The sequence below is a fragment of the Streptomyces sp. NPDC007856 genome (genome assembly GCF_042868225.1).
Lineage (GTDB): Bacteria > Actinomycetota > Actinomycetes > Streptomycetales > Streptomycetaceae > Streptomyces.
The window spans coordinates 316,748-342,453 of sequence record NZ_JBIAEC010000011.1 but is presented as its reverse complement, the minus strand read 5'-3'; the positions used below and the strand labels follow the sequence as shown (position 1 = coordinate 342,453).

Annotated in this window: 26 protein-coding genes and 2 pseudogenes; 16 read left to right on the top strand and 12 right to left on the bottom strand. The window is 71.1% G+C overall.

Annotation, left to right across the window (positions count from 1 at the left end; genetic code table 11):
* Positions 1-768 (bottom strand): IS256 family transposase (locus ACFYOH_RS26630; protein ID WP_388630146.1); only part of this gene is annotated, 768 nt, incomplete at its 3' end.
* Positions 769-832: 64 nt separating this feature from the next.
* The gene (locus tag ACFYOH_RS26625) at positions 833-1,024 is read right to left on the bottom strand and encodes a hypothetical protein (RefSeq protein ID WP_388630143.1); all 192 of its coding nucleotides are present in this window, start codon (positions 1,022-1,024) and stop codon (positions 833-835) included.
* A gap of 441 nt (positions 1,025-1,465) precedes the next feature.
* Between ACFYOH_RS26625 and ACFYOH_RS26620 the strand changes: the two genes are divergently transcribed.
* The 4 genes from ACFYOH_RS26620 to ACFYOH_RS26605 all read left to right on the top strand — a co-directional run bounded on the left by ACFYOH_RS26620 (position 1,466) and on the right by ACFYOH_RS26605 (position 6,028).
* Positions 1,466-2,749 (top strand): molybdopterin-dependent oxidoreductase, encoded by a 1,284-nt coding sequence (locus ACFYOH_RS26620; RefSeq protein ID WP_388630140.1) that lies wholly within the window; start codon positions 1,466-1,468, stop codon positions 2,747-2,749.
* A gap of 2 nt (positions 2,750-2,751) precedes the next feature.
* Positions 2,752-3,255: a hypothetical protein gene (locus tag ACFYOH_RS26615; protein WP_388630181.1), complete on the top strand. Its 504-nt coding sequence runs from the start codon at positions 2,752-2,754 to the stop codon at positions 3,253-3,255.
* The gene (locus ACFYOH_RS26610) at positions 3,252-3,932 is read left to right on the top strand and encodes a class I SAM-dependent methyltransferase (protein ID WP_388630137.1); all 681 of its coding nucleotides are present in this window, start codon (positions 3,252-3,254) and stop codon (positions 3,930-3,932) included. The genes ACFYOH_RS26615 and ACFYOH_RS26610 overlap by 4 nt, the downstream gene beginning before the upstream one ends.
* 272 nt (positions 3,933-4,204) lie before the next feature.
* A complete protein-coding gene (locus ACFYOH_RS26605) occupies positions 4,205-6,028 on the top strand; it encodes a glycoside hydrolase family 15 protein (protein WP_388630134.1) in 1,824 nt (607 codons plus the stop codon).
* 144 nt (positions 6,029-6,172) lie between these two features.
* Here ACFYOH_RS26605 and ACFYOH_RS26600 read toward each other — a convergent pair.
* Positions 6,173-7,238 (bottom strand): annotated as a pseudogene (locus ACFYOH_RS26600) (IS1380 family transposase); the annotation flags it as partial.
* Between ACFYOH_RS26600 and ACFYOH_RS26595 the strand changes: the two are divergent.
* Both ACFYOH_RS26595 and ACFYOH_RS26590 read left to right on the top strand, forming a co-directional pair.
* On the top strand, positions 7,198-7,575 hold the full coding sequence (locus ACFYOH_RS26595) for a hypothetical protein (RefSeq protein WP_388630131.1): 378 nt from the start codon (positions 7,198-7,200) through the stop codon (positions 7,573-7,575). The pseudogene ACFYOH_RS26600 and the gene ACFYOH_RS26595 sit on opposite strands and share 41 nt — an antisense overlap.
* A 164-nt stretch (positions 7,576-7,739) precedes the next feature.
* Positions 7,740-8,156: a hypothetical protein gene (locus tag ACFYOH_RS26590; RefSeq protein WP_388630128.1), complete on the top strand. Its 417-nt coding sequence runs from the start codon at positions 7,740-7,742 to the stop codon at positions 8,154-8,156.
* A 97-nt stretch (positions 8,157-8,253) separates the two neighbouring features.
* Here ACFYOH_RS26590 and ACFYOH_RS26585 read toward each other — a convergent pair.
* Positions 8,254-8,406, bottom strand: a pseudogene (locus ACFYOH_RS26585) (IS21 family transposase); the annotation flags it as partial.
* A gap of 275 nt (positions 8,407-8,681) precedes the next feature.
* Between ACFYOH_RS26585 and ACFYOH_RS26580 the strand changes: the two are divergent.
* The gene (locus tag ACFYOH_RS26580; protein ID WP_388630125.1) at positions 8,682-8,846 is read left to right on the top strand and encodes a hypothetical protein; all 165 of its coding nucleotides are present in this window, start codon (positions 8,682-8,684) and stop codon (positions 8,844-8,846) included.
* Between the two features lie 449 nt (positions 8,847-9,295).
* Here the strand turns inward: ACFYOH_RS26580 and ACFYOH_RS26575 are convergent, their stop codons facing one another.
* Positions 9,296-10,171, bottom strand: coding sequence for an NmrA/HSCARG family protein (locus tag ACFYOH_RS26575; protein WP_388630122.1), 876 nt, complete (start codon positions 10,169-10,171; stop codon positions 9,296-9,298).
* 22 nt (positions 10,172-10,193) lie between these two features.
* Positions 10,194-11,648 (bottom strand): MDR family MFS transporter, encoded by a 1,455-nt coding sequence (locus tag ACFYOH_RS26570; RefSeq protein ID WP_388630119.1) that lies wholly within the window; start codon positions 11,646-11,648, stop codon positions 10,194-10,196.
* Positions 11,649-11,712: 64 nt separating this feature from the next.
* Here ACFYOH_RS26570 and ACFYOH_RS26565 point away from each other — a divergent pair, with 64 nt between their 5' ends.
* Positions 11,713-12,414, top strand: coding sequence for a TetR/AcrR family transcriptional regulator (locus ACFYOH_RS26565; protein WP_388630116.1), 702 nt, complete (start codon positions 11,713-11,715; stop codon positions 12,412-12,414).
* A 530-nt stretch (positions 12,415-12,944) separates the two neighbouring features.
* Here ACFYOH_RS26565 and ACFYOH_RS26560 read toward each other — a convergent pair.
* Positions 12,945-14,132 carry an acyl-CoA dehydrogenase family protein gene (locus ACFYOH_RS26560; RefSeq protein ID WP_388630113.1) on the bottom strand — a complete coding sequence of 396 codons (1,188 nt, stop codon included), beginning with the start codon at positions 14,130-14,132 and terminating at the stop codon, positions 12,945-12,947.
* Between the two features lie 295 nt (positions 14,133-14,427).
* On the opposite strand from ACFYOH_RS26560, the gene ACFYOH_RS26555 reads away from it, so the two are divergent.
* The 5 genes from ACFYOH_RS26555 (at position 14,428) to ACFYOH_RS26535 (ending at position 18,785) form a co-directional block, all read left to right on the top strand.
* Positions 14,428-15,696, top strand: coding sequence for a beta-ketoacyl-[acyl-carrier-protein] synthase family protein (locus ACFYOH_RS26555; RefSeq protein WP_388630110.1), 1,269 nt, complete (start codon positions 14,428-14,430; stop codon positions 15,694-15,696).
* Positions 15,693-16,925, top strand: a complete 1,233-nt coding sequence (locus ACFYOH_RS26550; protein ID WP_388630107.1) for a ketosynthase chain-length factor — start codon at positions 15,693-15,695, stop codon at positions 16,923-16,925. Before ACFYOH_RS26555 ends, ACFYOH_RS26550 begins: the two co-directional genes overlap by 4 nt.
* 82 nt (positions 16,926-17,007) lie before the next feature.
* Entirely contained in the window at positions 17,008-17,268 is a 261-nt protein-coding gene (locus ACFYOH_RS26545; RefSeq protein WP_388630105.1) for an acyl carrier protein, read from the top strand.
* A gap of 91 nt (positions 17,269-17,359) precedes the next feature.
* The gene (locus ACFYOH_RS26540; protein ID WP_388630103.1) at positions 17,360-18,310 is read left to right on the top strand and encodes an aromatase/cyclase; all 951 of its coding nucleotides are present in this window, start codon (positions 17,360-17,362) and stop codon (positions 18,308-18,310) included.
* Between the two features lie 58 nt (positions 18,311-18,368).
* Positions 18,369-18,785 carry a PPOX class F420-dependent oxidoreductase gene (locus ACFYOH_RS26535; protein ID WP_388630100.1) on the top strand — a complete coding sequence of 139 codons (417 nt, stop codon included), beginning with the start codon at positions 18,369-18,371 and terminating at the stop codon, positions 18,783-18,785.
* 77 nt (positions 18,786-18,862) lie between these two features.
* On the opposite strand, the gene ACFYOH_RS26530 is transcribed toward ACFYOH_RS26535, so the two are convergent.
* The 5 genes from ACFYOH_RS26530 to ACFYOH_RS26510 form a co-directional block, all read right to left on the bottom strand.
* Positions 18,863-19,900, bottom strand: a complete 1,038-nt coding sequence (locus ACFYOH_RS26530; protein ID WP_388630097.1) for an LLM class flavin-dependent oxidoreductase — start codon at positions 19,898-19,900, stop codon at positions 18,863-18,865.
* Positions 19,901-20,000: 100 nt separating this feature from the next.
* Positions 20,001-20,726 carry an SDR family NAD(P)-dependent oxidoreductase gene (locus ACFYOH_RS26525; protein ID WP_388630094.1) on the bottom strand — a complete coding sequence of 242 codons (726 nt, stop codon included), beginning with the start codon at positions 20,724-20,726 and terminating at the stop codon, positions 20,001-20,003.
* An 86-nt stretch (positions 20,727-20,812) separates the two neighbouring features.
* A complete protein-coding gene (locus ACFYOH_RS26520) occupies positions 20,813-21,643 on the bottom strand; it encodes a TIGR03619 family F420-dependent LLM class oxidoreductase (RefSeq protein ID WP_388630091.1) in 831 nt (276 codons plus the stop codon).
* An 18-nt stretch (positions 21,644-21,661) separates the two neighbouring features.
* A complete protein-coding gene (locus tag ACFYOH_RS26515) occupies positions 21,662-22,525 on the bottom strand; it encodes a DUF6081 family protein (protein WP_388630088.1) in 864 nt (287 codons plus the stop codon).
* Between the two features lie 120 nt (positions 22,526-22,645).
* Positions 22,646-23,431, bottom strand: coding sequence for a 3-oxoacyl-ACP reductase (locus tag ACFYOH_RS26510; protein ID WP_388630085.1), 786 nt, complete (start codon positions 23,429-23,431; stop codon positions 22,646-22,648).
* Positions 23,432-23,639: 208 nt separating this feature from the next.
* On the opposite strand from ACFYOH_RS26510, the gene ACFYOH_RS26505 reads away from it, so the two are divergent.
* Genes ACFYOH_RS26505 through ACFYOH_RS26495 form a run of 3 tightly spaced genes read left to right on the top strand, consistent with a single transcriptional unit; the run spans position 23,640 to position 25,665 of the window.
* Positions 23,640-24,077, top strand: a complete 438-nt coding sequence (locus ACFYOH_RS26505) for a nuclear transport factor 2 family protein (RefSeq protein ID WP_388630082.1) — start codon at positions 23,640-23,642, stop codon at positions 24,075-24,077.
* Positions 24,077-24,916 (top strand): hypothetical protein, encoded by an 840-nt coding sequence (locus ACFYOH_RS26500; RefSeq protein WP_388630079.1) that lies wholly within the window; start codon positions 24,077-24,079, stop codon positions 24,914-24,916. Before ACFYOH_RS26505 ends, ACFYOH_RS26500 begins: the two co-directional genes overlap by 1 nt.
* A complete protein-coding gene (locus ACFYOH_RS26495) occupies positions 24,913-25,665 on the top strand; it encodes a 4'-phosphopantetheinyl transferase family protein (RefSeq protein ID WP_388630077.1) in 753 nt (250 codons plus the stop codon). Before ACFYOH_RS26500 ends, ACFYOH_RS26495 begins: the two co-directional genes overlap by 4 nt.
* Positions 25,666-25,706 lie beyond the last annotated feature (41 nt).

Here is a 25,706-nt window from a genome sequence, read left to right as displayed (position 1 = left end):
CAGGCCGTCGCAGACCAGCATCAGGACATCGGCCGCGCCGCGGTTCTTGATCTCGGTCAGGACCTGGAGCCAGTACTTCGCGCCCTCACCTCCGTCGCCGATCCACAGGCCCAGGATGTCCCGGTGTCCCTCGGTGGTGACCGCCACCGCCATGTAGACAGGTCGGTTGGCGACCTGCCCGCCCCTGACCTTCACATTCACGCAGTCGATGAAGACGACAGGGTAGACGCTGTCCAGGGGACGGTTCTGCCATTCGGTCATGCCGGCCATCACGCTGTCGGTGATCGTGGAGATCGTGGACTTGGAGATCTCCGCGCCGTACACCTCGGCGAGATGCGCGGAGATCTCCCCGTGCGTGAGCCCTTTCGCCGACAGCGACAGGACCATCTCGTCCACCCCGCCCAGACGCCGCTGCCGCTTCTTGACCAGCTGCGGCTCAAACGACCCGGCCCGGTCCCGCGGCACCGCGATCTCGACCGGCCCCGACTCGGTGATCACCGTCTTGGAGCGGCGTCCGTTGCGGTAGTTCTCCCGGCCGCCCTCAGCCCGCTCACCGGGCTCGTGGCCCAGGTGATCGGTGAGTTCGCCTTCCAGCGCGGACTCCAGCACCCGCTTCGTCAGCTGCTGCAGCAGGCTGCCCTCCCCGGTGAGCTTCACCCCACCGGCCTGGGCCCGGGCCACCAGCTCGGCGACCAGCCCGCCATCCACGGAGCCCGCCCCCCTCACAGCGGCCTTCCCGGCCTCGGTGTCACTCGTCACGTCAGTCATCAACTGTCGCTTCCAGCTCGGGAGTTACACCGCTCACCGTACAGACCCGGTTCAGGAGGTCAGACTAGACAACCCGCAACCAGCCCGGGCGCAGGACCCGGACCCGGGACCCGTGAAAGGTCAGCCGGCGGTTGGCCTCCGTGTTGAGGAGGGTGACGACAAGGAGGGAGGTGAAATTGGCCAGGGTGGGCGACGACCACTGGCGCAGAACCCAGTACGGCGTGGCCTGGGCCATAGTGGAGGCGACGCCGATCACGACGAACTAGAACACCTCCCTGGTCAGCGCGGTGCGGCCGAGCCAGGTGGTGGCGCTGCGTCGTGCGCTGAGGCGTCGCACCCCACCATCATGAGGCCACCGTGTGACCCGTCGAGCCGTGCGGAGCGCCGGTTCTGCCGTTCGGCTGACGACGGACACCCGCCTGCACGGCAGGCACCGTGAGCCGACCCGATCTGTGCCAGTTTGTGGCTGACGATGTGACAGGCACTGACGGAGCGGTGGGGTTCGATCCCCACGTTGAGGGACGGTCTGGGAACAGGGGAGGCAGTCGTGGGCAGTGGCGGACGGCCACCGACTGCGGGTTCCGGCGGGCCGCAGCGGCGGGGATCGGACGAGAGTCATGCGCAGGGGTGCCTCGAGCGCGTTCGCGTTGCCGTTGCGGCGCGGGCCACCAAGGGGGCCGCTCGTGCCAAGGCCCTCGTGCGCCGGGCCGGGCAGACTCCTGCGCCCCCGGGGCCTTTCCGTGCTGGATTCTGGCGCAGTCCGATCCGCGGGCCTTGGCTGACATCGGTGTTCGGACTGGTCCTCCTGGTCGGCATTCCGGTTCTGTTCGTCACCGGACTGCTTTCCTACGCCTCCTACAACCCCGGGCTGAGCCCCTTCAACGACGAGACACCCGACAAGGGCGTGCTGGGGTTCTACCTCTTCGCCTGGCCGACGCACCCGTACTGGCTGTACCGGCTGCTGCAGGGCGTGCACGTGACGCTGGGTGTGGTGCTGGTGCCGGTGCTGCTGGCCAAGTTGTGGTCGGTGATCCCGAAGCTGTTCGAATGGCTGCCGGTGCGCTCCGTCGCCCACGGCCTGGAGCGGCTTTCGCTGCTGATGCTGGTCGGCGGCGTCATCTTCGAGTTCGTCACCGGCATCGTCAACATTCAGCTGTACTACGTCTTCCCGGGCTCGTTCTACCGCCTGCACTTCTACGGCGCCTGGGTGTTCATCGCCGCCTTCGTCGTCCACGTGTGCCTCAGACTCGGCCGGATGGCCCGGGCACTGCGCTCGCGCAGCCTGGGCGCCGAACTGCGCACCGACCTCGCCCACACCGTGCCCGAACCACCCGATCCCGACGGCCTGGTGGCAGCCTCTCCCGCCCCGCCCACGATGACCCGCCGCGGCGCGGTGGGCATGGTGGGCGCGGGATCGCTGCTCCTGTTCGTCGTGACCGCCGGACAGAGCATCGGCGGCCGGCTGCGCGCCACCGCACTGCTCGCACCCCACAACCGCGACCCGGGCAGCGGCCCGAACAGCTTCCAGATCAACAAGACAGCGGCGAAAGTCAGCGTCACCCCCGCTCTCGTCGGCCCCACCTGGCGGCTGGAGATCCACGGACGTGGAGCACCACGGGTCTTCACCCGCGAGCAGCTCCTGGCGATGCCCCAGCACGCCGCCGCACTGCCGATCGCCTGCGTGGAGGGATGGTCCACCGAAGACCAGCACTGGAGCGGCCTCAGGCTGGCCGACCTCGCCGCTCTGGCCGGACTGCCCGACGCCGCAAGCGTCCTGGTCCAGTCCATCCAGCCCCCCGGCCCCTTCACCAGGGTGGTGCTGCGCGGCAACCAGATCCACGACCCCCGAGCGCTGCTGGCCCTCCGCGTCAACGGCGCGGCCCTCTCACTCGACCACGGCTACCCGGCCCGCATCATCGTCCCGGCCAACCCCGGCGTGAACAACACCAAGTGGGTCCACCGGCTCACCTTCAGGGCGTGACCATGACACGAATCGTCCGCTGGTACGGCTCCGGCCCCCTGCACCTGCTCGTCCTGATCGCCTCGTTCGCCCTGACCGGCTACGCCATGCTGCGCCTGTTCTCCGTCCAGCCCTGGGAGGCGGCGATCTGGTTCGTCGGTGCGGCGATCCTCCACGACCTCATCCTGCTGCCCCTGTACTCGCTCGCCGACCTGTCGGCCCTCTCCGTACTGCGGCACCGAGCCGCCGACGGACCGAGGGTGCCGTGGATCAACCACCTGCGCGTCCCCGTCTTCCTGTCCGGTCTGCTCCTGCTGGTCTGGTTCCCTCTCGTCCTCCGTCTGGCGGTCCCCTACCCCGGCGACACCGCTCTGTCCGACAGCGTCTACCTCGGCCGATGGCTGGCGATCACCGGCATGCTCTTCGCTGCCTCCGCCGTGGCCTTCGCGATGAGACTGCGCCGCCTGAGGCGGGCCGGCCGCAGCGACAAGAACCGACCGGCCGCAGGCCATGGCGCAGCACCGTGACAACGGACGAGGACGAGCTGTACGACGCCGACGAGGATCCCTACGCACTCGCCCTGCGACCCGGCCGAGAACCGGTGTACCTACGGCTGGCCGACGGGCGCCGCATCCGGATGCCGGTACACCGCTGGCACGAGCTGCCCACGGCGGCCGACAAGACCGTACTGGAACGCTGCATCGGCCCCGTCCTCGACGTCGGCTGCGGCCCGGGCCGCATGTGCAGAGCACTCCTGAGCCGGGGAGTCTTCGCCCTCGGGGTCGACATCACACCCCGCGCGGTCGCCCTGACCACCACTCTGGGCGGGCTCGCACTGTGCCGATCGGTCTTCGACCGACTGCCGGCAGAGAGAGGCTGGCAGACGGTGCTGCTCATCGACGGCAACATCGGCATCGGAGGCGATCCTCGTGGCCTGCTGCGCCGCTGCGGCAGCCTCGTCGCCCCCACCGGGCGCCTCGTCGTCGAGGTCGACCCCGACGACGTCGAGGAACAGTTCGCCGCCCGGTTCGAGGACCTCCACGGCCGGAGCGGCCCGTACTTTCCCTGGGCACGGCTCGGACGACCAGCGCTCCACAGGATCGCCGCCGACCTTGCCCTCAGCGTCACCGACCAGTGGGGATACGGCCACCGACGCTTCCACGCCCTCGGCCGTGCGGATTCAGCCTCGGGACCTCGCCGATGACGCGGGGTCGGCCACGCGGCGGCGGGGAGACACGACGTACGCCGACCGGACGCCGAGCGCGGCACCAGCTCGTGCCACTCGGTCGGAGCAACCGTCGGCAACCGGCACGTGCGATCCACCGATCATGCTGATTGGCTGGAGGCGAATCCGCTGTTCAGGGAGGCTGGGATCCATGTCACCCGTCAGGCACCTGGAGAGACCTGCGGCGCGGGCGACTGCTCACGTCGTCCCGGCCGGGCAGCGCTCGCCCCGAGGTGGACGGGCTGCGACGCATGAGTGCGCGACCGATCGGTGACCACGCCCTGCTGTCAGACTGCCGCTCGGCCGCGCTGGTGACCTCCGACGGCTCGGTGGACTGGCTGTGCGTGCCCCGGTTCGACAGCCCGGCGATCTTCGCCCGGCTCCTCGACGAGGACGCCGGCCACTGGTCCATCCGCCCTGTCACCGGCCCGGTCGACATCAGCCGCCGTTACGTCGAGGACACCCTCGTTCTGGAGACGGTCTTCCGCACGACCGGGGGCACGGCGGTCCTGCGGGATGCCCTTGCCCTGGGACGGCGAGAACGCCGGCACGCGCTCGGCACCGCTTCCCCCGGAATGCTGCTGCGGCAGATCACCTGCACCGAAGGGCGGGTGGACATCGAGATCGCCTACGCACCGCGCCCGGAGTTCGGACTCGTCCACCCACTCCTCTCAGCCGTGCCGGGTGGGCTTGCGGCGTACGGGGGCGCCCATGTCCTGCTGCTGTCGAGCCCCGTCGACCTGCGGACGAGCGGCTCCACGGCTCACGGCCGAATCCCGCTCTCGGCAGGGCAGCGCCTCGGATTCGCCCTGCACGTCGGGACGGCGTGGGAGAGGGAGTCGGCGGCCTGGCGGACGGGACGGATCCGGCGTCGCATGTCCGACACCGTCGAAGGCTGGCGCTCCTGGTCGAAGCTCCACCGCGGCTACGTCGGCCCCTGGCAGGACGAAGTGAGCCACAGTGGACGCGTGCTGCGGGCCCTGACCTTCGCACCCACCGGGGCCATCGTCGCCGCGGCCACCACCTCTCTGCCCGAGAAGACGGGCGGAATGCGCAACTGGGACTACCGCTACACATGGGTCCGCGACGCCAGCTTTACCATTCAGGCACTGGCCACGGCCGCCTGCGAGAAGGAGAAGAACCGGTTCTTCGGCTTCCTCGCCCGGGCCGCGGCAAGCCAACTCGACCGCGGCGCCGACCTGCAGATCATGTACGGCATCGGCGGAGAACGTGATCTGAGCGAGCGGCCCCTGCCTCACCTGACCGGCTGGCGCAACAGCAGCCCCGTCCGGATCGGCAACGACGCCTGGCGCCAACGCCAACTCGACGTCTACGGCGAACTCCTCGACGCCGCAGCCCAGACCCTTCCACCCGATGAGCCTCTCGACCCAGCCACCCGCACCTTCCTGCTCCAGGCAGCCGAGACAGCCGCCCAGCGGTGGACCCAACCGGACCAAGGCATCTGGGAAAGACGCGGACCCAGCAGACACTTCCTCCACTCGAAACTGATGTGCTGGGTTGCCCTGGACCGCGCCATCAGCATGGCCCCTGCCCTCCAGGCCAACGAACGCCTGCCCCACTGGCAGCACGAGCGCGACCAGATCCGCCAAGCCATCGAACAACGCGGCTGGAACCCCTACCTGGGCGCCTTCGCCCAGGCATTCGACACCGACGACCTCGACGCCTCCGCACTGATGCTGCCCATCGTCGGCTTCCTGCCACCACACGACCCCCGCATCCAGTCCACCGTGCTGGCCATCGCCACCCAACTGACCGACCACAACGGCCTGGTCCGCCGCTACCTCACCGACGAACTACAGGAAGAAGAAGGCACCTTCCTGCTGTGCACCTTCTGGCTTGCCCAAGCCCTCGCCCTCACCGGCCACACCACCCGTGCACGACACGCCTTCCAAACCGCCCTCGCACACGCCAACGACCTCGGCCTGCTGGCCGAGGAGACCGACTCCACCACAGCAGAGGCCCTCGGCAACTTCCCCCAAGCCTTCAGCCACATCGGTCTCATCAACGCCGCTCGCGCCATCCGCGATGCCGAGCGACAAGAAATACACGCTTAGCCTCCGCGTTTCAGTTGGGTCGGCTGAGCTGGGCTGGCCGCGGTGGGCCGTGGCTGTCGACGGGTGGGCATGGCTGGGGCTCGGCGCTCGGGTCGGGTGCTCCGGGTTCCTCGGGTCGTGGGTGGGCAGAGACGGCGCCGTTGGTCAGGTGGCCGGCCTCGGCAGGGCCGCGAGGGCGGGCGAACGCGGTGGTCAGCTCATGGCGCCAGGGCCAGGTGGCGGCGATCCGCAGGCGAAGGAGGCGGCCTCCGCGGGTGAAGCGGGCTGCTGCGTGCAGCAGCCGGTATCGGACTTTCTTCGGCTCGGCGGAGGCCAACTCACCGTCCAGCAATAGCGCCTGGGCCCAGGCGAGCAGATCGATGGCGGTCAGGGCAAGCTCCAGCCAGGAGGCGTTGAGCGCGAAGTGACGGGAAGGGAAGCGGCCGAAGCCGGTGGCCTTGCCCAGCGGATCCGGTCCTCGACGCGGGCGTGCGCGCGGTGGCGGACCTCCAGGTGCTGCAGTGAGCCTTCTCCATTGGGGGTGTCGGTGAGAAAGACCTGGTGGCGCATGCCTTCATCGAGGTCGAACAGGGTCAACTGGGCTCCAGGGTGCGGCCGCTCGCGCCGGACGATGATCCGGGTGCCGTCCGGGTGGTCGGCCAGGTGGACCATGCCGGTCAGTTCAGCCACTTCGGCGCTGGTTCGCAGGGTGCCGTCCTGCTCGAGTGCGGGGTGCCATAGGCGGTCGGGCAGGGCCCGGATTGCGCGGCGGACAGGATCGGTGACGGATGTCCGACGGAGAAGGAGGAGTGGGTACCCCGCTCGCGCAGTGCTCGGACGTGGGCGAGGAAGGCTTTCGCTCCTCCGGCGCTGTCGGCACGGATGAGGATGTCGATGCCGTGGCGGTGGGCGTCGGGGATCTGCGCAGCAGGCCGGCCAGGGCCGCGTCCAGGACGGTGATGTGGTCGGTGGCGGTGTTGGCGCCGGCGTTGCCCGGCCGCAGCAGGCCGGCCAGGGCTTCGCCGGTGTTGTCCAGGAAGCACAGCAGCGGGTGGTAGCCGAAGCCGTGTTTATAGGTGGCCGCCGCCTGTTCCTTCTCGGAGTGGCAGGTGATCAGGGTGGCGTCGATGTCCAGGACCAGGCCCGCAAGATCGCGTCTGCCCGCGTGGGCCGCGGGTATCCCAGGGCCGGTGTCGGCGGCCTGCATCCAGGCGACTTCGCGGGCGGCGGCGGGCGTGCCGGCGAAAGCATGGGGCCTCCTCCAGGACGCAACGGTCGGGTACGGGTATCGGCCGTGGCTGGCCGGGCTGTGGTTGCTGGGCCTGCTTGCCGCCGGATCGGTCTACTTCGCGTCCCACCACCCTGCGCCGCTGGGCACGGGCGGCCCGCAATTCAACGCGGTCGCCTACACGCTCGACCTGCTAGTGCCGGTGGTGAGCCTCGGTCAATCGGGGGCGTGGAATCCGAGCGGGTCCAGTCAGGTGCTGGCCTATGCACTGATCATCAGTGGCTGGACACTGGCCACGACGCTGTTCGCGGGAGTCACACGAATCCTGGTGCGACCTTGAGATGGCAGGTCTCTCTGCGGCTGACGCGCCCAGTCACGAGATGACATCAAACCGTCGTCCTCGGTAATGACTCAGTCAAGCGTGGTCTCCCACGTCGAGGAGTACCGGTCCAGAGCCGACTGACGTCGATGGTGCCCCGCGGGCGGCTCGACTACCCTGCGCGTGTGCGTGCTGAAGAGGTCTCCCGCTGGATCGCGGAACACGATGCTTCGATCAGCACGGTCGAGCTTGCTTCAGCGTTCGATGCCTATCTCTGCACCCTGCCGTGGGCGGGCCATGGCATCGACTGGCGAGGCTTGCCGTGTCGATCCCTCGGGCTTCAGGGCGTCTCAGATGAAGAGGCAGTGGAGTGGGCAAGGATGACTCCTATGGGCGCCCATGATCGCGTCCTGTTGATCGACTCCGCGTCCGAGCCGGGCGTCATCTGTGCTTTCGACGATGCGCTGCGCGACTTCGAGCTGCTATCGAATCGTCCAGAGCTCTACATGTGCGGAGTGGACCTCTCGGGCGGGCTGCCCGAACCGGCCTTTGGACACTTCATCGAGCGCCGCGCGTTCATGACCCTCAATGCGCGACTGTGAAGCGCAGCCGGCGGCGGGCTCAACCTCCTGCTGAGGCAATGGCCCTCCCTGGTGGTGTGGTTGTGAAGGGCCGGTTGTCGCGGAGCAGGGCCCACAGGACGGCCAGCAGCGTCTGTCCGCCGGTGTCAGCAACGGTCGAGTGGAGCATGACCTGGGACTTCGTGGCCCGGACCTCGACCAGCTGGCGAGGACGGACCTTGCGGGCGGGGACCGAGTAGAGGTTGCCGCCGAAAGCGACCAGGCAGTCTTTTCTCCTTGGCGACCTCGGTCAGGCTCATGGCTCCGGACTCGACCAGGCCGCGAAAGCGCCGCAGTTCCAGCCAGCGCTGCGGATCCAAGACCACGGCCCACCCCTCTCTGCGACCTCGAAACAACAGGCAGCAGAGTGGCGAATCTCAGCCCTCAGCACATCAAGAACTCTGCACGTTCATCCGTACGCGGCTATGCACGTTCACGTGTACGCCGACAACCGGGGCGAAGTCCCGTCGTAGGCGGGCGGTGTCGGCGATGACGTAGGCGTCGCGGGTGGACGCCGCCGCCTACCCACGCGACTTCGCCGGCTTCGTCCGCTCGCACCGGGAACTCAGCAAGATCCGCAGGCGCTGTCCGATGCCGCTGCCGCTCGACGCCGCCGACGCGGTCGCGGCACTCTCCGCCCGGGACGACATCGTCTGGCGTCCGGTGACATGAAGCGCACGCGCTGTACGCCGGGTGCCCATCGCTGACAGGAACGGTCCACCGACGGTTCAGTGCCGCTCGAGGCGTGGCTGGAACGCTGCCGGTGACGGGCCGGGCACGGACCGGCGTCCGGACCAGCAGGATGGTGGTGCGTCAGCATGCAGGACAAAGCCGCTCTCTCGACAACCGCGCTCGACTTCGGTGTCGTTCGTCGACGTCCCGACGCGCCTCGCGCTCCTCGGGAGCCGAGGTCCGACCCTCTCGCCCTCACGACTCAGGCCGTGCTCTTCGGCCACATCCTGGATCTGTCGCTCACGGGTGCGCGTTCCCGGAGGGAGGCGGAGGAGGAGGCATCCGGCAAGTACCGGTTTCCGTACGCGGGCTGACTCGCGCGGGAACTCGTGACGGCGCCGCCGTCCCGGACCGTCCGGGACGGCGGCGCCGTCATCGGTTTGCGGGCGTCACACCTGCAGCAACCGCTCCCAGTCCACGGTGCGGGCCCACTGCTCGAAGCTGTGCCAGGACACCTCCGGATACGCGGCACGCAGCGCCATCCGGTCCACGAAGTGGGTGTTCTCCTCGAAGCGCTGGAACATTGCGGCGACCTCGTCGCCGGCCCACTGCCGCACCTGCTCGATCGGCATCTGGTGGTAGGGGATCTCCTTGCCGAGCACAGCGCTGAGCGCAGCCGCCGCCTGTGTCCCAGTCACGCTGTCGGAGGCGAGATCGATCCGCTTGCCGGCCAGGTCCTCGGGGTTCTCGATGGCGTGCACGGCCAGGCCCGCGATGTCCAGCACTGTCACCTGGTCCAACTTCTTGCCGGGCGACAGCGGCATGGCGAGCCGGCCGCCCGCCAGTCCGTTGAACCTGACGTTGAGCATGTTCTCCATGAAGTAGACGGGGCCGAGGACGGTCGCGCGCAGCTCGTCCTTCTCCCGCAGATACGCCTCGATCTGCTGCTTGCTGCCGGCATGGGCGACCTGGCTGTCGACGATGCGGTCGGCTCCGCGCAGCGAGGAGTACACCAGGTGCGCGCCCGCCTGCGCGGCGGTGTCGACCAACAGCCGCCCCTGGGCGACCTCCTGCTCCTTGCCTCCGGGGCCGAACGGCAGTGAGAGACCGAACACCGCGTCCACGCCGGTGACGGCCTTGGACAGTGCCTCCGCGTCCGCAGGGCTGCCGGCGACCGGGCGGGCGCCCAGGTCGGCCAGCGCGCGGGCCGCGGGGGAACCGGTGTCGCGGGTCAGGGCGAGAACGTCATGGCCTCGCCGCAGCAGCAGTTCGGTGACCGCCCTGCCCTGCTTGCCCGTGGCGCCGATGACGAGAACCGTGGTCATGCGTACTCCTTGTCCAACGTGGTCAAGAGTGCTTGTCGTGTGCGGTGAAGGCCGCACGCTGTGCCCGCTCGGTGACGAAGAGCAGGACCGTGGGGACGATCGCCATGACGGCGGCGACGATGACCCAGCCGAAGGTGTCCCCGAAGGCCTGGGCCCGGCCGGACGGGCGTACCTGACCGGCGAGTTGGTGGGAGAGGACGATGGTGAGGACGGCGGTGCCGATCGAACCGCCCACCCGCTGCAGGACGTTGAGCTGAGGTGTCGCGTCCTTGATCTTCTGCGGCGGCAGTGTGCGGTAGGCGGAGGTCATCACCGGGGTGAGGGACAGACCGATGCCGGCTCCTCGCGTGGCCATGGCGATGGCGAGCAGCGGATAGGAGGTGCCGGCGGTGAGGAAGAGGAAGGGGATCGTGCAGACCGCGGCGATGACGCCGCCGAGCAGCGCGGTCGTTCCCCCGCCCAGCTTGTCCGTCAGTGGCGCCGCCAGCCGGTTGGCGGCAAGCGCGCCGACTCCGCTCGGCACCAGCAGCAGCCCGGTGCTGACGACGTCCTCGCCGCGGACGATCTGGAAGTACAGCGGCAGCAGGATCATGCCGCCGAACAGGGCGACACCGAGGCTGAACATGGTCAGTGCCGCGGCGCTGAACAGCCGGTTGGCGTACAGCCGCATGTCCAGCAGCGGATGGGGCACGCGCAGCGACCGCACGACGAACAGGGCGAGGAACACGACCGCGGCCACCAGCACGGCGATCGAGCGGTCGGTGAGCTCGGCCCGGGTGCCGATGTCGGCCAGACCGTAGGTCAGTCCGACCAGTCCTCCGGCGGCGAGCACCAGGCCCGGGATGTCGAGGGGCCCGGCCTCCGAGCCGCGGTCACGGGGCAGCAGCCGCCGGGCGAGTACGGCGCCCACCAGGCCCAGGGGGATGTTGATCCAGAAGATGGACTGCCAGCCAGCACCCTTTACCAGTAGTCCGCCGATGAGCGGGCCGATCATCGGGGCGAGCACGATCGGGATGCCGACCATGCTCATCACGCGCGCCATCTGTGACCGGTCGGCCATGCGGGTCCAGATGATCGTGCCGACCGGCATGATCGCCCCGCCGCCGAGACCCTGCAGGGCCCGGCTCGCCACCAGTTGGCCGATGCTGCCCGACAGCGCGCAGCATGCGGAACCGAGGGTGAACACCAGCAGCGACACGAGGTAGAGCCGCGCGGCACCCAGCCGTTGGGCAGCCCAGGCGGTCACCGGGATGACCGCGCCGAAGGCCAGCAGATACGCGGTGACCGTCCACTGCACATCGGTGAGCGGTACGGCCAGGTCGGAGGCGACGGTGTCCAGCGCCACGTTGACGACGGTGGAGTCGAGGAACGAGAGCGACGCGCCGATCATGATCACGCCTATGGCGCGTCGTAACGCGGGTGAGAAGGGCACCGGTGCGGTGGCCTGTGCGGTGCCTTGCGTGGGGACAGCGCTCATGTCACCCATTGTTAGACAGCTGTCGAGCGATGTCAAACGTCTGTCTAAGCCGTAATCTTGGCCCATGACGACCGCCGATTCCCGCTCCGCCGCCTCGCCCCGCCGCACGCCACGGCGTGCCCGGACCCCCGAGGACCGGCAAGTCGACGCCGAGCGCACCCGCGCGGCCCTGCTCGATGCCGCCCTGGAGGAGTTCGCGGCCCGTGGTTTCACGGGGGCCCGCGTACGCGACATCGCCGCACGCGCGGGTGTCAGCAAGGACCTCGTCAACTACCACTTCGACAGCAAGGAGGGGCTGTACCTGGCGGTGCAGCGCGCCTGGCTGCAACGCGAGGCGGCCTTCGCCGACCAGTCGCTGCCGCTCGCCGAACTCGCCGCCAGGTACCTGGACGACGCGCTCCGCGATCCGCGCCCCATGCGGCTGCTCGCCTGGCGCGGGCTCTCCGAGCCACAGGACACCGCCGCCGCCCGGCCTCCCGCCGAGCCCGAGGACCTGTCCGGCGTACGCCGCCGTCAGGAGGAAGGCGAGGTGGCTCCCGGTCTCGACCCGGCGTCACTCCGCCTGGTGCTGCTCGGCGCGGTGGCGGCTCCCGTGGTGTTCCCCGACATGGCACGCCGGCTGTTCGGCACCGGCATCGACGACCCGGACTTCCGCGCCCGCTACGAACGAGGCCTCCGCGACCTCGTCCGCCAACTGGCCCCGGGTGGCGCGGGAGAGGACGGCGGCGGGGAGAAGGGCGGCGCGGGGGGCGTTGGCGAGGAGTAGAGCACGCCGCGGGAAGTGGCGCCGTAGCAAGGGCACGGCACCGCAGGAAGAAGTCGTACGAAGGCACACCGAGCGCACCGTGGGACTCCGCACCGGGCCGGTGAGCGCGCCGCTGGACCACGGCGCGAACGCCCTCCGCTCAGGGCCTGGTTGGAGCACACCCGAAGGAACGCCCCGCCTGTCGGCGCGCCGCAGACGGACCACGGCGAGAAGCGGCCGGGCTCCTGCCCCGAACGCCCCCCGACCGACCTCCACCACCCGCGCCGCCTCCAGCCGCACCTGGAGCCGGCCTCCCCCCTCTCCGGCCGGGGCAGGTCCGGAGCCGCCTCCGCCGCCCACGCCGCCTCCAGCCGCACCTGGAGCCGGCCTCCCCCCTCTCCGGCCGGGGCAGGTCCGGAGCCGCCTCCGCCGCCCGCCCCGGTCGCACCCGGACCCGCCTCCACCGCAACAGCCCGGCACACACCCGAACGCCCCTCAACCCACCTCCACCGCCCGCGCCGCCTCTCAGCCGCACCTGGAGCCGGCCCCTGTCACCTCTCCCGGCCCCGGATCTCAGCCCCCTGTCCCATGTCCGCGTCGGCCAAGGCCAGTTCCGCGTAGGCACGGGCGGCCGGCTCGAACTGCAGGATCGCGTGGGCCGCGCCGGTGTTGGCATCCCGCCAGAAGCGGGCCAGGGAGCCCGTCTCGCTCGCGCCGCTGGTGCCCGCGTTGCGGAACAGCTCGTTGACCGCGGTCACCACGATGTCGGCCGCCAGGGTCTGGTCCCGATGGGCGCGGGCGGCCACCAGCGGGGTGATCCCGCCTCGGTCCGCTTCCTTCGCCGCGCGTTCCAGAAGCAGTTGGGCCGCGTCGATCTGCCCGGCCGTGCGGGCAAGCACCGCGTCGGTGGCGGCCTCACTGACGCCGAGCAGCCGGTTCGTGGACGGTGCCGCCCGCTTCTGGGCGACCTTGGCCATCCACTGGGCCAGCGCACCGCGGGCGGCGCCCAGCACGGGGGCGGCGAAGGAGAGTCCGCTCACCGCCTTCAGCGGCACCGCGTGGCAGGCGGGCGACGACCCCGGAGCCCGGCCGGAGATCACATCGTGCCGCGCCACGGAGTGCTCGGCGGGTACGAAGGTGGGCTCCAGCACCAGCGTGTCGCTGCCGGTGGCCCGCATACCCGTCATGAACCAGCTCTCCTCGACGGTGTAGGCCGCCCGCGGCACCAGCAGGAAACGCACCTCGTTGCCACCGCGGGCCAGGGGCACCAGGCAGCACAGCATGGCGTGGTCCGAGAAGTGGACCCCGCTCATGTACGGCCAGCGGCCGCTGAGCAGCCAGCCGCCTGCCACCGGCTCCGCGGTGCCCGCGGGCAGCAGCGCGCCGACGAGGAAGACGTCCGGACCCTCACCCCAGATGACACGCTGCGCCTCCTCGGGCAGGAATCCCGCCATCCGGCCGATGGTGGCCGCGATGGAGGCGCACCAGGCGGCCGAGGGGTCCCCCTCGGCGACCGCGGCCACATCGCGCACATGGTCGTCGAAGGTTCCCTCGCTGCCACCCCAGCGGGCGGGCACGAAGTGCCGGGCGAAACCGGCGCCCCGGATCGCCTCGTACGTCTCCGGGGACAGCCGGCGGTCGAGCTCCGCCTTCGCGGCGTGCGCGGCGGCGAGTTCGGCCAGCGCGCCGACGGCGCCGTCGGCCGGCCGTGACGCCTCCTCGTTCGTTCGGCGTTCCATCAGGAATCCCTCCTCGTGACGGCGGCGGGGACGCGCCGTAGGGCCCGCTCCTGTGCGACGACGGTCGTCCGGTCCGCTCGAGACTGCCTCGCCGACCGCTGGAATCCCTCGGCCGGCCGCCGGAGGCGGGGCGCTACCACCCGGTTTCGAGCCGGGCTCGAGCCGTCCGGCACAGGCTGCTCGACGCGGGCGGCGTTGCCCTACCGCCGACGGTGGACGACCCCGTCGGGCACAGGCGAAAGGAACGCACTGCGATGGTCTGCTCGAAAGAACCCCCTCGTGCCGGAGGTGTGCGGTGACCCGGCGCGTCGTGATCACAGGTATCGGTGTCCGTGCGCCCGGTGGGACCGGAACGAAGGAGTTCTGGGATCTGCTGACCGCGGGCCGTACGGCCACCCGGCGGATCGACTTCTTCGACCCCGGCCCCTTCCGCTCCCAGGTCGCCGGCCAGGTGGTGTTCGACGCCGAGGCGGAAGGTCTGAGCCCGCGGCAGATCCGCCGGATGGACCGCGCCACCCAGTTCGCCGTCGCGTGTACGCGGGAGGCCGTGGTGGACAGCGGGCTGGAGACACGGGCGGGCGATCCGCACCGGATCGGTGTCGCCCTGGGCAGCGCGGTGGCGTCCGCGACCAGCCTGGAGAACGAGTATCTGGTGATGTCGGACGCCGGCCGGGAGTGGCTGGTGGACCACGCCTATCTCTCGTCCCACATGTTCGACTACCTCAGCCCGGGCGTGATGCCCGCCGAGGTGGCCTGGGAGGTGGGCGCGGAGGGGCCGGTGACCATGGTCTCCGACGGCTGCACCTCGGGTCTGGACGCGGTCGGCTACGCCGTCCAGCTGATCCGTGAGGGCTCGGCCGACGTCATGGTCGCCGGTGCCACGGACACGCCCATCTCACCGATCGTGGTGGCCTGCTTCGACGCCATCAAGGCGACCACCACCCGCAACGACGATCCCGAGCACGCCTCCCGGCCGTTCGACGGCTCCCGCAACGGGTTCGTGCTGGCCGAGGGCGCCGCGATGTTCGTACTGGAGGAGTACGACGCGGCGCGGGCCCGTGGCGCCCGGATCTACGCCGAGGTGACCGGGTACGCGACGCGCTGCAACGCCTACCACATGACGGGGCTGAAGAAGGACGGCCGCGAGATGGCCGAGGCCATCCGGACGGCGCTGGACGAGTCGCGCCTGGACCCCACCGCGGTGGACTACATCAACGCGCACGGCTCGGGCACCAAGCAGAACGACCGCCATGAGACCGCGGCGTTCAAGCGGAGCCTCGGCGAGCACGCCTACGACATTCCGGTCAGCTCCATCAAGTCCATGGTGGGTCACTCGCTCGGCGCCATCGGCTCCATCGAGATCGCGGCCTGCGCCCTGGCCATCGAGCACGGTGTCATCCCGCCCACGGCCAATCTGCACCAGCCCGACCCGGAGTGCGACCTGGACTATGTCCCGCTGACCGCGCGCGAACAGCGGGTGGACACCGTGCTGACGGTGGGCAGCGGATTCGGCGGGTTCCAGAGCGCCATGGTGCTCCGGCGTCCGGAAGGAGCCCGCGCATGAGCGGCGCAGCGGTGGTCACGGGGATCGGGGTGACCGCACCCAACGGCCTCGGTACGCAGGAGTACTGGAAGGCCGTGCTCGACGGCCGCAACGGGATCGGCGAGCTCACCCGGTTCGACACGTCGCGCTATCCGGCACGGCTCGCCGGGCAGATCACCGGCTTCCGGCCCGAGGAGCATCTGCCGGGCCGGCTGCTGCCGCAGACCGACGTCTCCACGCGCCTCGCCCTGGTGGCCGCCGACTGGGCGCTCGCCGACGCGGGTGTCGGCCCCGAGGCCCTGGCGGACTACGACATGGGCGTGGTCGTGTCCAACGCCCTGGGCGGCTTCGACTTCACCCATCACGAGTTCCGCAAACTCTGGAGCCAGGGGCCGGAGTTCGTGAGCGTCTACGAGTCGTTCGCGTGGTTCTACGCGGTGAACACCGGTCAGATCTCCATCCGCAACGGGATGCGCGGGCCGAGCGCGGCCCTGGTCGGGGAACAGGCGGGCGGTCTCGACGCGCTCGGTCATGCCCGCCGTACCGTCCGGCGCGGCACCCGGCTCGTCGTCACCGGTGGTGTCGACTCCGCCTTCGACCCCTGGGGGTACGTCTCCCAGTTGGCCGGCGGACGGGTGAGCACCGTGCCCGACCCGGACGGCGCGTATCTGCCCTTCGACGCCCGCGCGTGCGGCCATGTCCCGGGAGAGGGCGGTGCCCTGCTCGTGGTGGAGGACGCGGGCTCGGCGCGCGAGCGGGGCGTCACGGGCGCCGATGTGTACGGCGAGATCGCCGGGTATGCCGCGACCTTCGACCCCCGGCCCGGTTCCGGCCGTCCGCCGGGGCTGCGCAGGGCGGCGGAGGCGGCCCTGGCCGACTCCGGTGTCGCGCCGGCCGACGTGGACGTGGTCTTCGCCGATGCGGCGGGCAGCGCCGAGCTGGACCGGGCGGAAGCCGCGGCGATCCGCGAGCTCTTCGGTCCGCGTGGCGTCCCGGTCACCGCGCCCAAGTCGCTGACCGGCCGGCTGCACGCGGGCGGCGGCCCGCTGGATGTGGCGACCGCCCTGCTGTCCATCCGCGACGGTGTGATACCGCCGACCGGCAACACCTCGGACGTCCCGCAGGAGTACGGACTGGACCTCGTCCTGGGGGAACCGCGGGAACGGCCCGTGCGCAGCGCGCTGGTGCTCGCGCGAGGCCACCGCGGCTTCAACGCGGCCGTGGTCGTCCGCGCCGTTCCCCGATCTTGAGCGGTACGACGGCCCGGCCGCTCCCCGCGGATCGCACCCCGCACGCCTGACAACCGGTCACCCGAACACCAGGAGACATCTCATGACCACCATGACCCTTGACGACCTGCGGCGCATCCTCGTCGAGTGCGCCGGCGCCGAGGACGGCCTCGGCGCCCCGGAGGGGGACGTGCTCGACGCGTCCTTCGAGGAGCTGGGCTACGACTCGCTGGCCCTGATGGAGACCGCGGCCCGGATCAACCAGGAATTCGGCGTGAGCATCCCCGACGACGAGATCACCGACGTGGAGACGCCCCGGGCGCTGCTCACCCTGGTGAACGAGGGAATCACGGCCGCGGCCTGATCCCGCCCCGCCCCGCAGACCCACCGGTGCCGCCGTCCCGAGACGGCGGCACCGGTCCACTTCCCGCACGGATCAGCCGAGGAGACCCACCATGGCAGAAGGCAGGCAGCACAGCACCGAGCACACCGTCGTCGTCGCGGCTCCCCCGCACGTCCTCTACGAGCTGGTCGCCGATGTGACGTGCTGGCCGGCCGTCTTCGGCCCCAGCGTGCACGTGCACCACCTGGAGCGCGCGGAGCGTGCGGAGCGGTTCCGGATCTGGGCGCTCGTGGGCGGGCAGGTCACCAGCTGGGTGTCACGCCGCACCTTCGACCCGGAAGGGCTGCGCATCACCTTCCGGCAGGAGCACAGCAGGCCGCCGATCGCCTCCATGGGCGGCGAGTGGCTGTTCCGCTCGCTGCACGGCGACCGTACCGAGATCGTGCTCCGGCACGACTTCACCGCGGTCGACGACGCGCCGGAGACGGTGCGGTGGATCAGCGAGGCACTGGACCGCAACAGTCCCGAGGAGCTCCAGGCGCTCGCGCGCACGGCGGAGTTCGGCCACCCGGCGGCCGACGTCGTCTTCTCCTTCACGGACACCGTGCGGCTCGCCACCGACGTCAAGTCAGCCTACGACTTCGTGTACCGGGCGGACCGCTGGGCCGGCCTGCTTCCGCACGTGTCCCGGGTACGACTCACCGAGACCGAGCCGGGCGTCCAGGAGCTGGAGATGGACACGGTGACCTCGGACGGCGCCGCGCACACCACCAGCTCGGTGCGCGTCTGCGAGAGCGGGCAGTGGATCGCGTACAAGCAACGCCGGACACCGAAGCTGTTGTTGGGGCACAGTGGCCTGTGGACGTTCGCGTACGGTCCGGACGGCAGCGCGGTCACGGCACGGCACACGGTCGTGCTGAACCCCGCGGCCGTGGAGGAGGTGCTGGGTGCGGGCACCACCCTCGCCGAGGCCCGGGCCCATGTCCGTGACGCCCTCGGCCGCAACAGCCGTACCACACTGGCCGCCGCGGCCGGGAACGCCGACGCACCGGCCGGCCGCTGACGGCGCCGGCGAAGAACCGCAGCAGGACCGCAGTGAACCAGGAAGGGAAGCCATCGTCGTGTCGCTGACCGAGGCCGAACTGGCCTATGTGAACAGCCAGTACCTGGGCCGCCTGTCGACGGTCGACAGCAAGGGCGCACCGCAGAACAACCCCGTCTCGTTCCGGTACAACACCGAGCTGGGAACCTTCGACATCGGCGGCCGCAATCTCGCGGAGAGCCGCAAGTTCAAGAACATCCTCGGCAATCCGCAGGTGGCCTTCGTCGTCGACGACCTGGTCTCCGCCCGTCCGTGGACGGTACGCGGCATCGAGATCCGCGGCCGGGCCGAGGCCATCTCCGGGCACGCGCCCGCCCAGGCGCACTTCAGCCAGGAGCTCATCAGGGTGTACCCGCGCCGCATCCTGAGCTGGGGCATCGATCCGGAACACCCGGGCATGCAGAAGCGCAACGTGCCCGAGGGGCCGTCCGCCTGATTCCGTCCGGCGAACCGGCATACGGCGAAGGGTGCCGACCACATCGTGCGGTCGGCACCCTTCGCCGTATGCGCGCGCTACTCCCCCGCGCCCGAGCGCTCCAGCGCCTCGGCCGCCTGCCGCAGCAGGCGCAGCCGGCCGGCCGGCGAGGTGTCCGCGGCCGACACCATGATGCCGAGGGTGGTCACCCCGGCCTCCTGATAGGCCACCATCCGCTCGGCCAGCCGTGCCACGGGGCCGAGCAGCGCCGTGCGGTCGATGAAGTCCAGCGGCACGGCGGCGCCCGCGCCGGCCCGGTCTCCGGCATCCAGGCGCTCACGCAGGTGCGTCATCTCCCGCTCGAAGCCCATCTGCCCGGCCATCGCACAGTAGAAGTTCCGGTCGGGATCGCCGATGCCGAGCATGTAGACGTAGTGGGAGCGCAGGGCGTCCGCGGCGGTGGCCACGTCGTCGGCCACGGCCGTCGGCAGACTCGGCAGCACGTCGAAGCCCGCCATGTCCGCGCCGGCCCGCTCGCGTCCGGCGCGGATCTCGGTGACCGACTTGGCCACCGCCTCCGGGGAGGTGAACACGCCGATCCAGCCGTCCGCGATCTCGCCGGCCAGCCGCAGGTTCTTCGGCCCGACCGCGGCCAGGTAGACGGGGATGCGCGGACGGGGCGACTCGGTGAGGATGTGGAGCGGTGCCCCGCCGCCTGGCCCGGAGGCGGGGAGCCGGAAGTGGCGGCCCTGGTACTCCACCGGGCCTCCGGCCACCGCCCTGCGGACGATCTCCACGTACTCGCGGGTGCGGGCGAGGGGCTGGTCGAACCGGGCTCCGTACCAGCCGTCGGAGACATCGGGGTTGGACACACCGAGCCCGAGCCGGAACCGGCCACCGCTGAGCGCGTCCAGCGTGGCCGCGGTCAGCGCGGCCAGGCCCGGCGGCCGGGCGGGGATCTGCATGACACCGGAGGCCAGCCCGATCCGCTCGGTCCGCCCCGCGATCAGTCCGAGCACGCTGGCGGCGTCCGAGCGGTAGCCCTCGGGCGCCAGCACCACGTCGTACCCGAGGTGTTCCGCGGCGCGGGCCAGCTCGCCGGCGCCCTGGTACACCAGATTCGCTCCCAGCTTCATGACGGTGTCTCCTCGGACCTGGGGAGGGCAAAGACCCTGTGCAAGAGGACGAACCGGCCGCGGGAGGTGTCCCGCGGCCGGTGGCACGGCCCACAGGCCGTCAGATCAGGTGGGCGCCGCCGTCCACCAGCTGCACCGTTCCGGTGGTGTAGGTGGCACCGGCCATGGCCAGCACCGCCTCGGCGACGTCCTCGGGGACCCCGACGCGGCGCAGCGGGGTGGTCTCCCGTACGTGCTGGGCGATGTCGGTGAAGTCCCTGGTCCAGGGCGTCTCGATGAGCCCGGGAGCCACCGCGTTCACCCGGATGCGAGGGCCGAGCACGCCGGCCAGCAGGCGCGTCAGATGCTCGATCGCCGCCTTGCTCACCGCGTAGGGGATGGAGCTGCCCGCGGGCCTGCTGCCCGCGATCGAGGAGATGTTGACCACGGTGCCCGCCGACTCCGTCAGGTGGGGTACGGCGGCCACCGTGGTCTGCCAGGTGCCGATCAGATTGACGTCGAGGATCTCGCGCCAGATCTCCGGGGTGGCGGCGGTCAGATCGGCGTGCGGGATACGGCGGGTGGTGCCCGCGTTGTTCACAAGGACGTCCAGTCGGCCGAAGTGCTCCACCGCGGTGGCGACCAGCCGCCGGGCGTCGGACTCCGCGGAGATGTCGGCCTGTACGTACAGCGCGTCGGGCAGGGACTCCGCGAGTTTCCGCCCGGCCCCGGCCGACCGGGCGGAGTTGACGACCACGCGCATCCCGGCGGTGGACAGCCTGCGGACGACGGCCTCACCGATGCCGGAGGAGGACCCGGTCACGAGGGCGACGGGCTTGTCGGTCATGTGCACCTCCGTTGTGGGGCAGGTACGCCTGTGTTGGGGGGCGTGTGCGCCTCCGTCGTGGGGCGGGCGGGCCGTCCACGGTGAGGTCAGGCGCCCTGCGTCTTGGCCAGGGCCTCGGCGAACATGGTCATGCGGTCCACATAGCCGTCGGGGGCACCGAACCAGACGACCAGGTCGTCGGTGCCGGCTGCCTTCCACGCCTCGATCTCCTCGACGGCCCGCTCGAAGGAGGCTTCGGCGGCGGAGAACTGGATCCGGGCGCCCGCCACGACCTTGCGATCCGTGAGGTCGCGCATCCGGGTGAGGTTGGCGGCGAAGACGTCCGGCTCGGTCATCGCGCACAGCCAGGCGTCGCCGGTGCGCGCGGCCCGCTTCCAGGCGGCCTCGGTGCGGCCGCCGATCCAGATGGGCACCTCCGGCTGAACCGGCTTGGGGGCGAAGACGGCTTCCTCGCCCAGCGGGTAGTGCGTCCCGTCGAAGGGGCCCCGGCCTTCCTTGAACAGGTGGCGGATCAGCCGGATGATCTCGTCGGTGCGCGCGCCGCGGGTGTGGAAGTCGGCGCCCATGTTCTGGAACTCCTTGAGCACGATGCCGACGCCGATGCCCAGGTCGAGCCGTCCGTGGGAGAGCCGGTCGATGGTCGCGGCCTGCTTGGCCACCGCGAAGGGATTGCGCATCGCCGCGACCAGGACGCCGCTGCCGAGCCGTACGGTGGTGGTGCGGGCGGCGATGTTCGCGAGCATGACCAGCGGTTCCCAGACACCGCCGTAGAAGTCCCGGTACTCGTAGTAGGGCAGGGGATGGTCCGGGAGCCAGACGCCGTGGTAGCCCAGGTGTTCGGCGTGCACCGCTACGTCCGCCGCCTCGACGGCGTCCTGTCCGGGGGTCTCGCTGGGGATGTACGTGTGCAACCGCATGATGGTCGATCTCTCCTGTCAGTCGCTTGTGCGCGGGCCGGGCACCGAGGTGATGGTCAGCCGGCGTGCGGCGAGTCGGACTCCCTGGCCCCAGACCTTGCCGGTGAAGGTGGAGAGCCCGAAGTTGAGCTGGCGAGGGGTGGCGGTGCGCTCCTCGCCCTCGCTCTGCCAGATCAGCCGGGAGGCGTCGAGCACCTTGTGACCGATCTTGTCGACGGTGAGCACCTCCTCGCCGTCGAGGATCCAGCGCACCACGCCCGCGTCTGCGTCCAGCTCCACCGAGCAGGTGTGGAACCGGTCGGGCTCGCGGGTGCCGACGGGGACGGCGTACGAGAACGTGGCGTGTTCGGCGTCGGGCCTCGGCAGGCGTTCGTAGAGGGCGAGCACGGCGGTGTTGGTGAGCACGAAGTCGAAGACCATGCCCGTGGCGCGGTCTATGCAGATCAGGGCGCCGGCGCCGAGCCGCATGTCGGCGTCGTGGTCGGTGACCGCGTCGCCGAGGGGGTGGGCGGCGGTGCCGTAGGTGCGGACGGCGAACTCCGTGGTGGCGATGAGTACTTCGCCGGGGCGGGTGGCGAATCCGAAGCCGCCGTCCTCCGTGCTGCGGTCGACGAACGCGGCCCAGCGCAGGAACTCGGTGGTCGCCCCGGGGTCCTCGGGCCGGGCGAACGCGGGCTCCCCGGTGGTCTCGTTGCGCCCGGTGGGGAGCACCACGAGTCCCTCGTCGGAGGTGCTGATCAGCCCGTCTCCCGCGGGCATGTCCTCCACCGCACGCAGCTGCCAGCGCGCCTCGGGGCCGTCGTGGCGCAGGCCCTCGCGGAAGTCGTCGTGGAACAGCAGCCCGGGTGGGGCGGACGGCGTCGCCTCGTGCTGCGTGGTCATGATGCCTCCAGAACTGAGCGTCGGGATACGGGAGTCGGAGCCGGCCGACGAGACCGCTGACGTGACCGGTGCGACCCCGGACGGCGACGTGGCCGGCGCGGTCGCGACCGCTCGGCGGTCTCAGTAGTTGCCCAGACCGCCGCACACGTTCAGGGCCTGTGCGGTGACGGCCGCGGCGTCGTCGCCGACCAGGTACTCGACCATGGCCGCGACCTCGCGGGTCTCCACGTACCGGCCCATCGGCACCCGTGTCGTGATGCGGTCGTGCGCCTCCTGCTCGGAAACTCCCCAGATCCCCGCGTAGTGCTCGCGCACCCGTTCGGCCATAGGGGTCTCGACGAAGCCCGGGCACACCGCGTTGACCGTGATCCCCGTCCGGGCGAGCTCCAGACCGAGCGCCTTGGTGAAACCGACCACTCCGTGCTTGGACGCCGAGTAGGGCGCGGCGTGCACCACGCCCTGCTTGCCTCCGGTGGAGGCGATGTTGATGATCCGTCCCCGGTCCTTGGCCAGCATTCCGCCGGCGTTGAGGACTTCCTTCGTCATCAGGAACACGCTGTTCAGATTGGTGTTGATCACGTCGAACCAGAGGTCGTCGGCGATCTCAGCGGTCGCCCCGCCGCCGCTCCGGCCGGCGTTGTTGACCAGGATGTCCACCGGGCCGAAGCGGTCCACGGCGGCCCGGACATAGGCGCGGATCTGCTCCGGTACCGCCACGTCGCAGGCGCTGCCGTCGACGTCGAGCCCCTCGTCCTGCAGGGACTTCACGGTGGCCGCCAGCTCCTCGCCGCGGCGGGCGCACAGATAGACCCGGGCACCGAGCCCGGCCAGCCGCCTGGCCACCTCGAGACCGATCCCGCTCGTGGCACCGGTGACCAGCGACACCGGCTTGACTGCCTCCGCCATGCTTCCTCCCTCACCGAACCTGGCCTGTCGCGCGACGGCAACGCCGAGACTTCCGGCTGTCTCTAGAGGCTCGGTGGAAAGACGCTGGACAGCCCCGGCGGCCGGAACATCCGCAGGTCGAGTCCTTCTCGAGCGGGCTCGGTCACTGTGCCCGTGCGCCGGGGCACCACCGGGCCCCGGCCATCCATCGCCCGTGCCGGAGGAAGCCATGACCACCACCGTGACCGCCCGCACCCTGACCGACCTGTACGCGCAGGTGCAGCACTTCTACGCCCATCAGATGCAGGCGCTGGACGGCCTCCGTTTCGAGGACTACGCGGCGACCTTCACCGAGGACGGCACCTTCCAGCACTCCCCCGGCGCGGAACCCGCGAGGACCCGGCCCGGGATCGTGCGCGAGCTGGTGGAGTTCCACAAGCGTTTCGAGAACGATCCGGTACGACGCCGGCACTGGTTCAACCACATCGCTCTGGAACCACAGTCCGACGGGTCCATACGCTCCACCGTGTACGCGCTGGTCGTCACCGTCCGTCCCGGCGGCAAGCCGGAGATCGCCCCGAGCTGCGTCGTGCACGACGTGCTGGAGGTCGCCGGCGACCAGGTGCTCACCCGGTCCCGGCTGGTGACGCACGACCAGATGTTCTGATGCGGCCGGACGTTCTGGTACGGCCGCCGGCGCCGGCCACTCGGGTACGGCCACTGACGACGGCCCTCGGCAGGCTGGAGACCGCGCTGCGCTGTGCGGTGGCGACCGCGGCGGTACGGCGGCCGGGCGTCCGGCCGCTCGGCAGCCGCTCCGCACGCCGGACGCTGGGCGGTGTCTTCCTCGATGTGCTGTGCTGTCACTGCCTGCTCAACGCCCCACAGCCGGCGGCGGCGTCCTACCTGGTGCCTCGGCTGCTGCGGCAGAGTGCGGAGGAACTGGGCCTCTACTTCGGACCACATGTGCCCGCCGGGCCCGGCGGGCACACGGCTGTCGGCCGTGGGCAACTGCGCGCGCTCGACCGCGAGTTGGCGTCGGCCCCGTCGGAGGACGGGCCCGACCGCCTCGACGGGGACCGTCTCGGTGCCGCTCTCGCCGGGCTGCGCTCGGTCACGGGCCGTGAACCGGGCACGGCCTGGCTGCGGTCGGCGGCGGGAGTGTTCCTGGAGGAACTCGCCTCGATCCACGGCGAGGGGTTCGAGCGGTCCTGTCCCGCAGTGGTCGTCCGGCGGACACCGCAGAGGGCTCTCGCCGAGCGCCGCGCGCTGCTCGCGGCGGCGGCGGTGTGCGCGGAGGTGTGGCTGGCGGCCCGTGCGGAGGAGCCCTCGGCGTTCCTCGCCGACCCGGCCTGGCTGACCGGGGTCCTGCTGCGGACCTCGGCACGGCTCGGTGCCGCCCCGGTACGGGCGACGGCTCCGGACGTCGCCGGGGCGGCGACGGCGGAGGTGCTGGTGCGGTGTGCCCGGGGCCGCCGATTCGACCCGCACGGGACACCGCTGTGACGGTGCCGGCCGTGGCCCTGGCCTCCGGCAGCGGCTGGGGGGAGGAGCTCCGGGAGTCCCTGGAGACCACCGGCTGGGCCGTGGTCCGGGCACACCTGGCCGACTGGCACCCCGAACCGGACGCCGGTCCGGTCCCGGAGCCCATGCCCGGGACCGGACCGCCCGGTCACCGCGGGCTGTCGGGACGGGCAGCACGCCGTTCCTTCGCGGCAAGGACGCTGCTCAGACGCGCGGTCGCGGTGGTCACGGGGACGGACGAGGACATGCTGGAGGTGGCCCGGACGGCGAGCGGCCGTCCGTATCTGCGGGGTGCTGAGCGGATGTCCGTCAGCCTCAGTCACACCGGCGATCTGCTCGTCGTCGCCATCAGCCGAGTGGGGCCGATCGGGGTGGACGCGGAACTCGACAGCCGCACCGTCCATGCCGACGCGCTGGCACGGGAGGCCTGCACCGCACACGAACGCACCGCCCTGGCACGGCTGCCGGACGAGGAGCGCCGTACCGCACTGATCCGGCTGTGGACGCTCAAGGAGGCGTACAGCAAGGCCATGGGCCTCGGACTTCGGCTGCCGTTCCGGGAGTTCGGCTTCGCGCCGGTTGCGGCGCGGGACGGCGTGCCGCCGACGCTGCGGCACGCCGACGGCACGCCGGCCGCCGCCGAGGGCTGGTGGTTCGGCACGCGTGCGCTGCCGCACCACGCCGTCCTCGCCGTGGCCGTCCGCCACGCGGCCGAGGAGCACACCGGCTGATCGGCCGCGCGCCCCGCCTCCGCCCGCAGGAGCGTCCGGCG

What these genes read in the sequence shown, in the direction of transcription:
- ACFYOH_RS26615 (WP_388630181.1), top strand. Translation starts at nt 2,752, where the DNA reads ATGACACGAATCGTCCGCTGGTACGGCTCCGGCCCCCTGCACCTGCTC.
- ACFYOH_RS26605 (WP_388630134.1), top strand. Translation starts at nt 4,205, where the DNA reads ATGAGTGCGCGACCGATCGGTGACCACGCCCTGCTGTCAGACTGCCGC.
- ACFYOH_RS26575 (WP_388630122.1), bottom strand. Translation starts at nt 10,171, where the DNA reads ATGACCACGGTTCTCGTCATCGGCGCCACGGGCAAGCAGGGCAGGGCG.
- ACFYOH_RS26570 (WP_388630119.1), bottom strand. Translation starts at nt 11,648, where the DNA reads ATGAGCGCTGTCCCCACGCAAGGCACCGCACAGGCCACCGCACCGGTG.
- ACFYOH_RS26565 (WP_388630116.1), top strand. Translation starts at nt 11,713, where the DNA reads ATGACGACCGCCGATTCCCGCTCCGCCGCCTCGCCCCGCCGCACGCCA.
- ACFYOH_RS26560 (WP_388630113.1), bottom strand. Translation starts at nt 14,132, where the DNA reads ATGGAACGCCGAACGAACGAGGAGGCGTCACGGCCGGCCGACGGCGCC.
- ACFYOH_RS26550 (WP_388630107.1), top strand. Translation starts at nt 15,693, where the DNA reads ATGAGCGGCGCAGCGGTGGTCACGGGGATCGGGGTGACCGCACCCAAC.
- ACFYOH_RS26545 (WP_388630105.1), top strand. Translation starts at nt 17,008, where the DNA reads ATGACCACCATGACCCTTGACGACCTGCGGCGCATCCTCGTCGAGTGC.
- ACFYOH_RS26540 (WP_388630103.1), top strand. Translation starts at nt 17,360, where the DNA reads ATGGCAGAAGGCAGGCAGCACAGCACCGAGCACACCGTCGTCGTCGCG.
- ACFYOH_RS26530 (WP_388630097.1), bottom strand. Translation starts at nt 19,900, where the DNA reads ATGAAGCTGGGAGCGAATCTGGTGTACCAGGGCGCCGGCGAGCTGGCC.
- ACFYOH_RS26525 (WP_388630094.1), bottom strand. Translation starts at nt 20,726, where the DNA reads ATGACCGACAAGCCCGTCGCCCTCGTGACCGGGTCCTCCTCCGGCATC.
- ACFYOH_RS26520 (WP_388630091.1), bottom strand. Translation starts at nt 21,643, where the DNA reads ATGCGGTTGCACACGTACATCCCCAGCGAGACCCCCGGACAGGACGCC.
- ACFYOH_RS26515 (WP_388630088.1), bottom strand. Translation starts at nt 22,525, where the DNA reads ATGACCACGCAGCACGAGGCGACGCCGTCCGCCCCACCCGGGCTGCTG.
- ACFYOH_RS26510 (WP_388630085.1), bottom strand. Translation starts at nt 23,431, where the DNA reads ATGGCGGAGGCAGTCAAGCCGGTGTCGCTGGTCACCGGTGCCACGAGC.
- ACFYOH_RS26505 (WP_388630082.1), top strand. Translation starts at nt 23,640, where the DNA reads ATGACCACCACCGTGACCGCCCGCACCCTGACCGACCTGTACGCGCAG.
- ACFYOH_RS26500 (WP_388630079.1), top strand. Translation starts at nt 24,077, where the DNA reads ATGCGGCCGGACGTTCTGGTACGGCCGCCGGCGCCGGCCACTCGGGTA.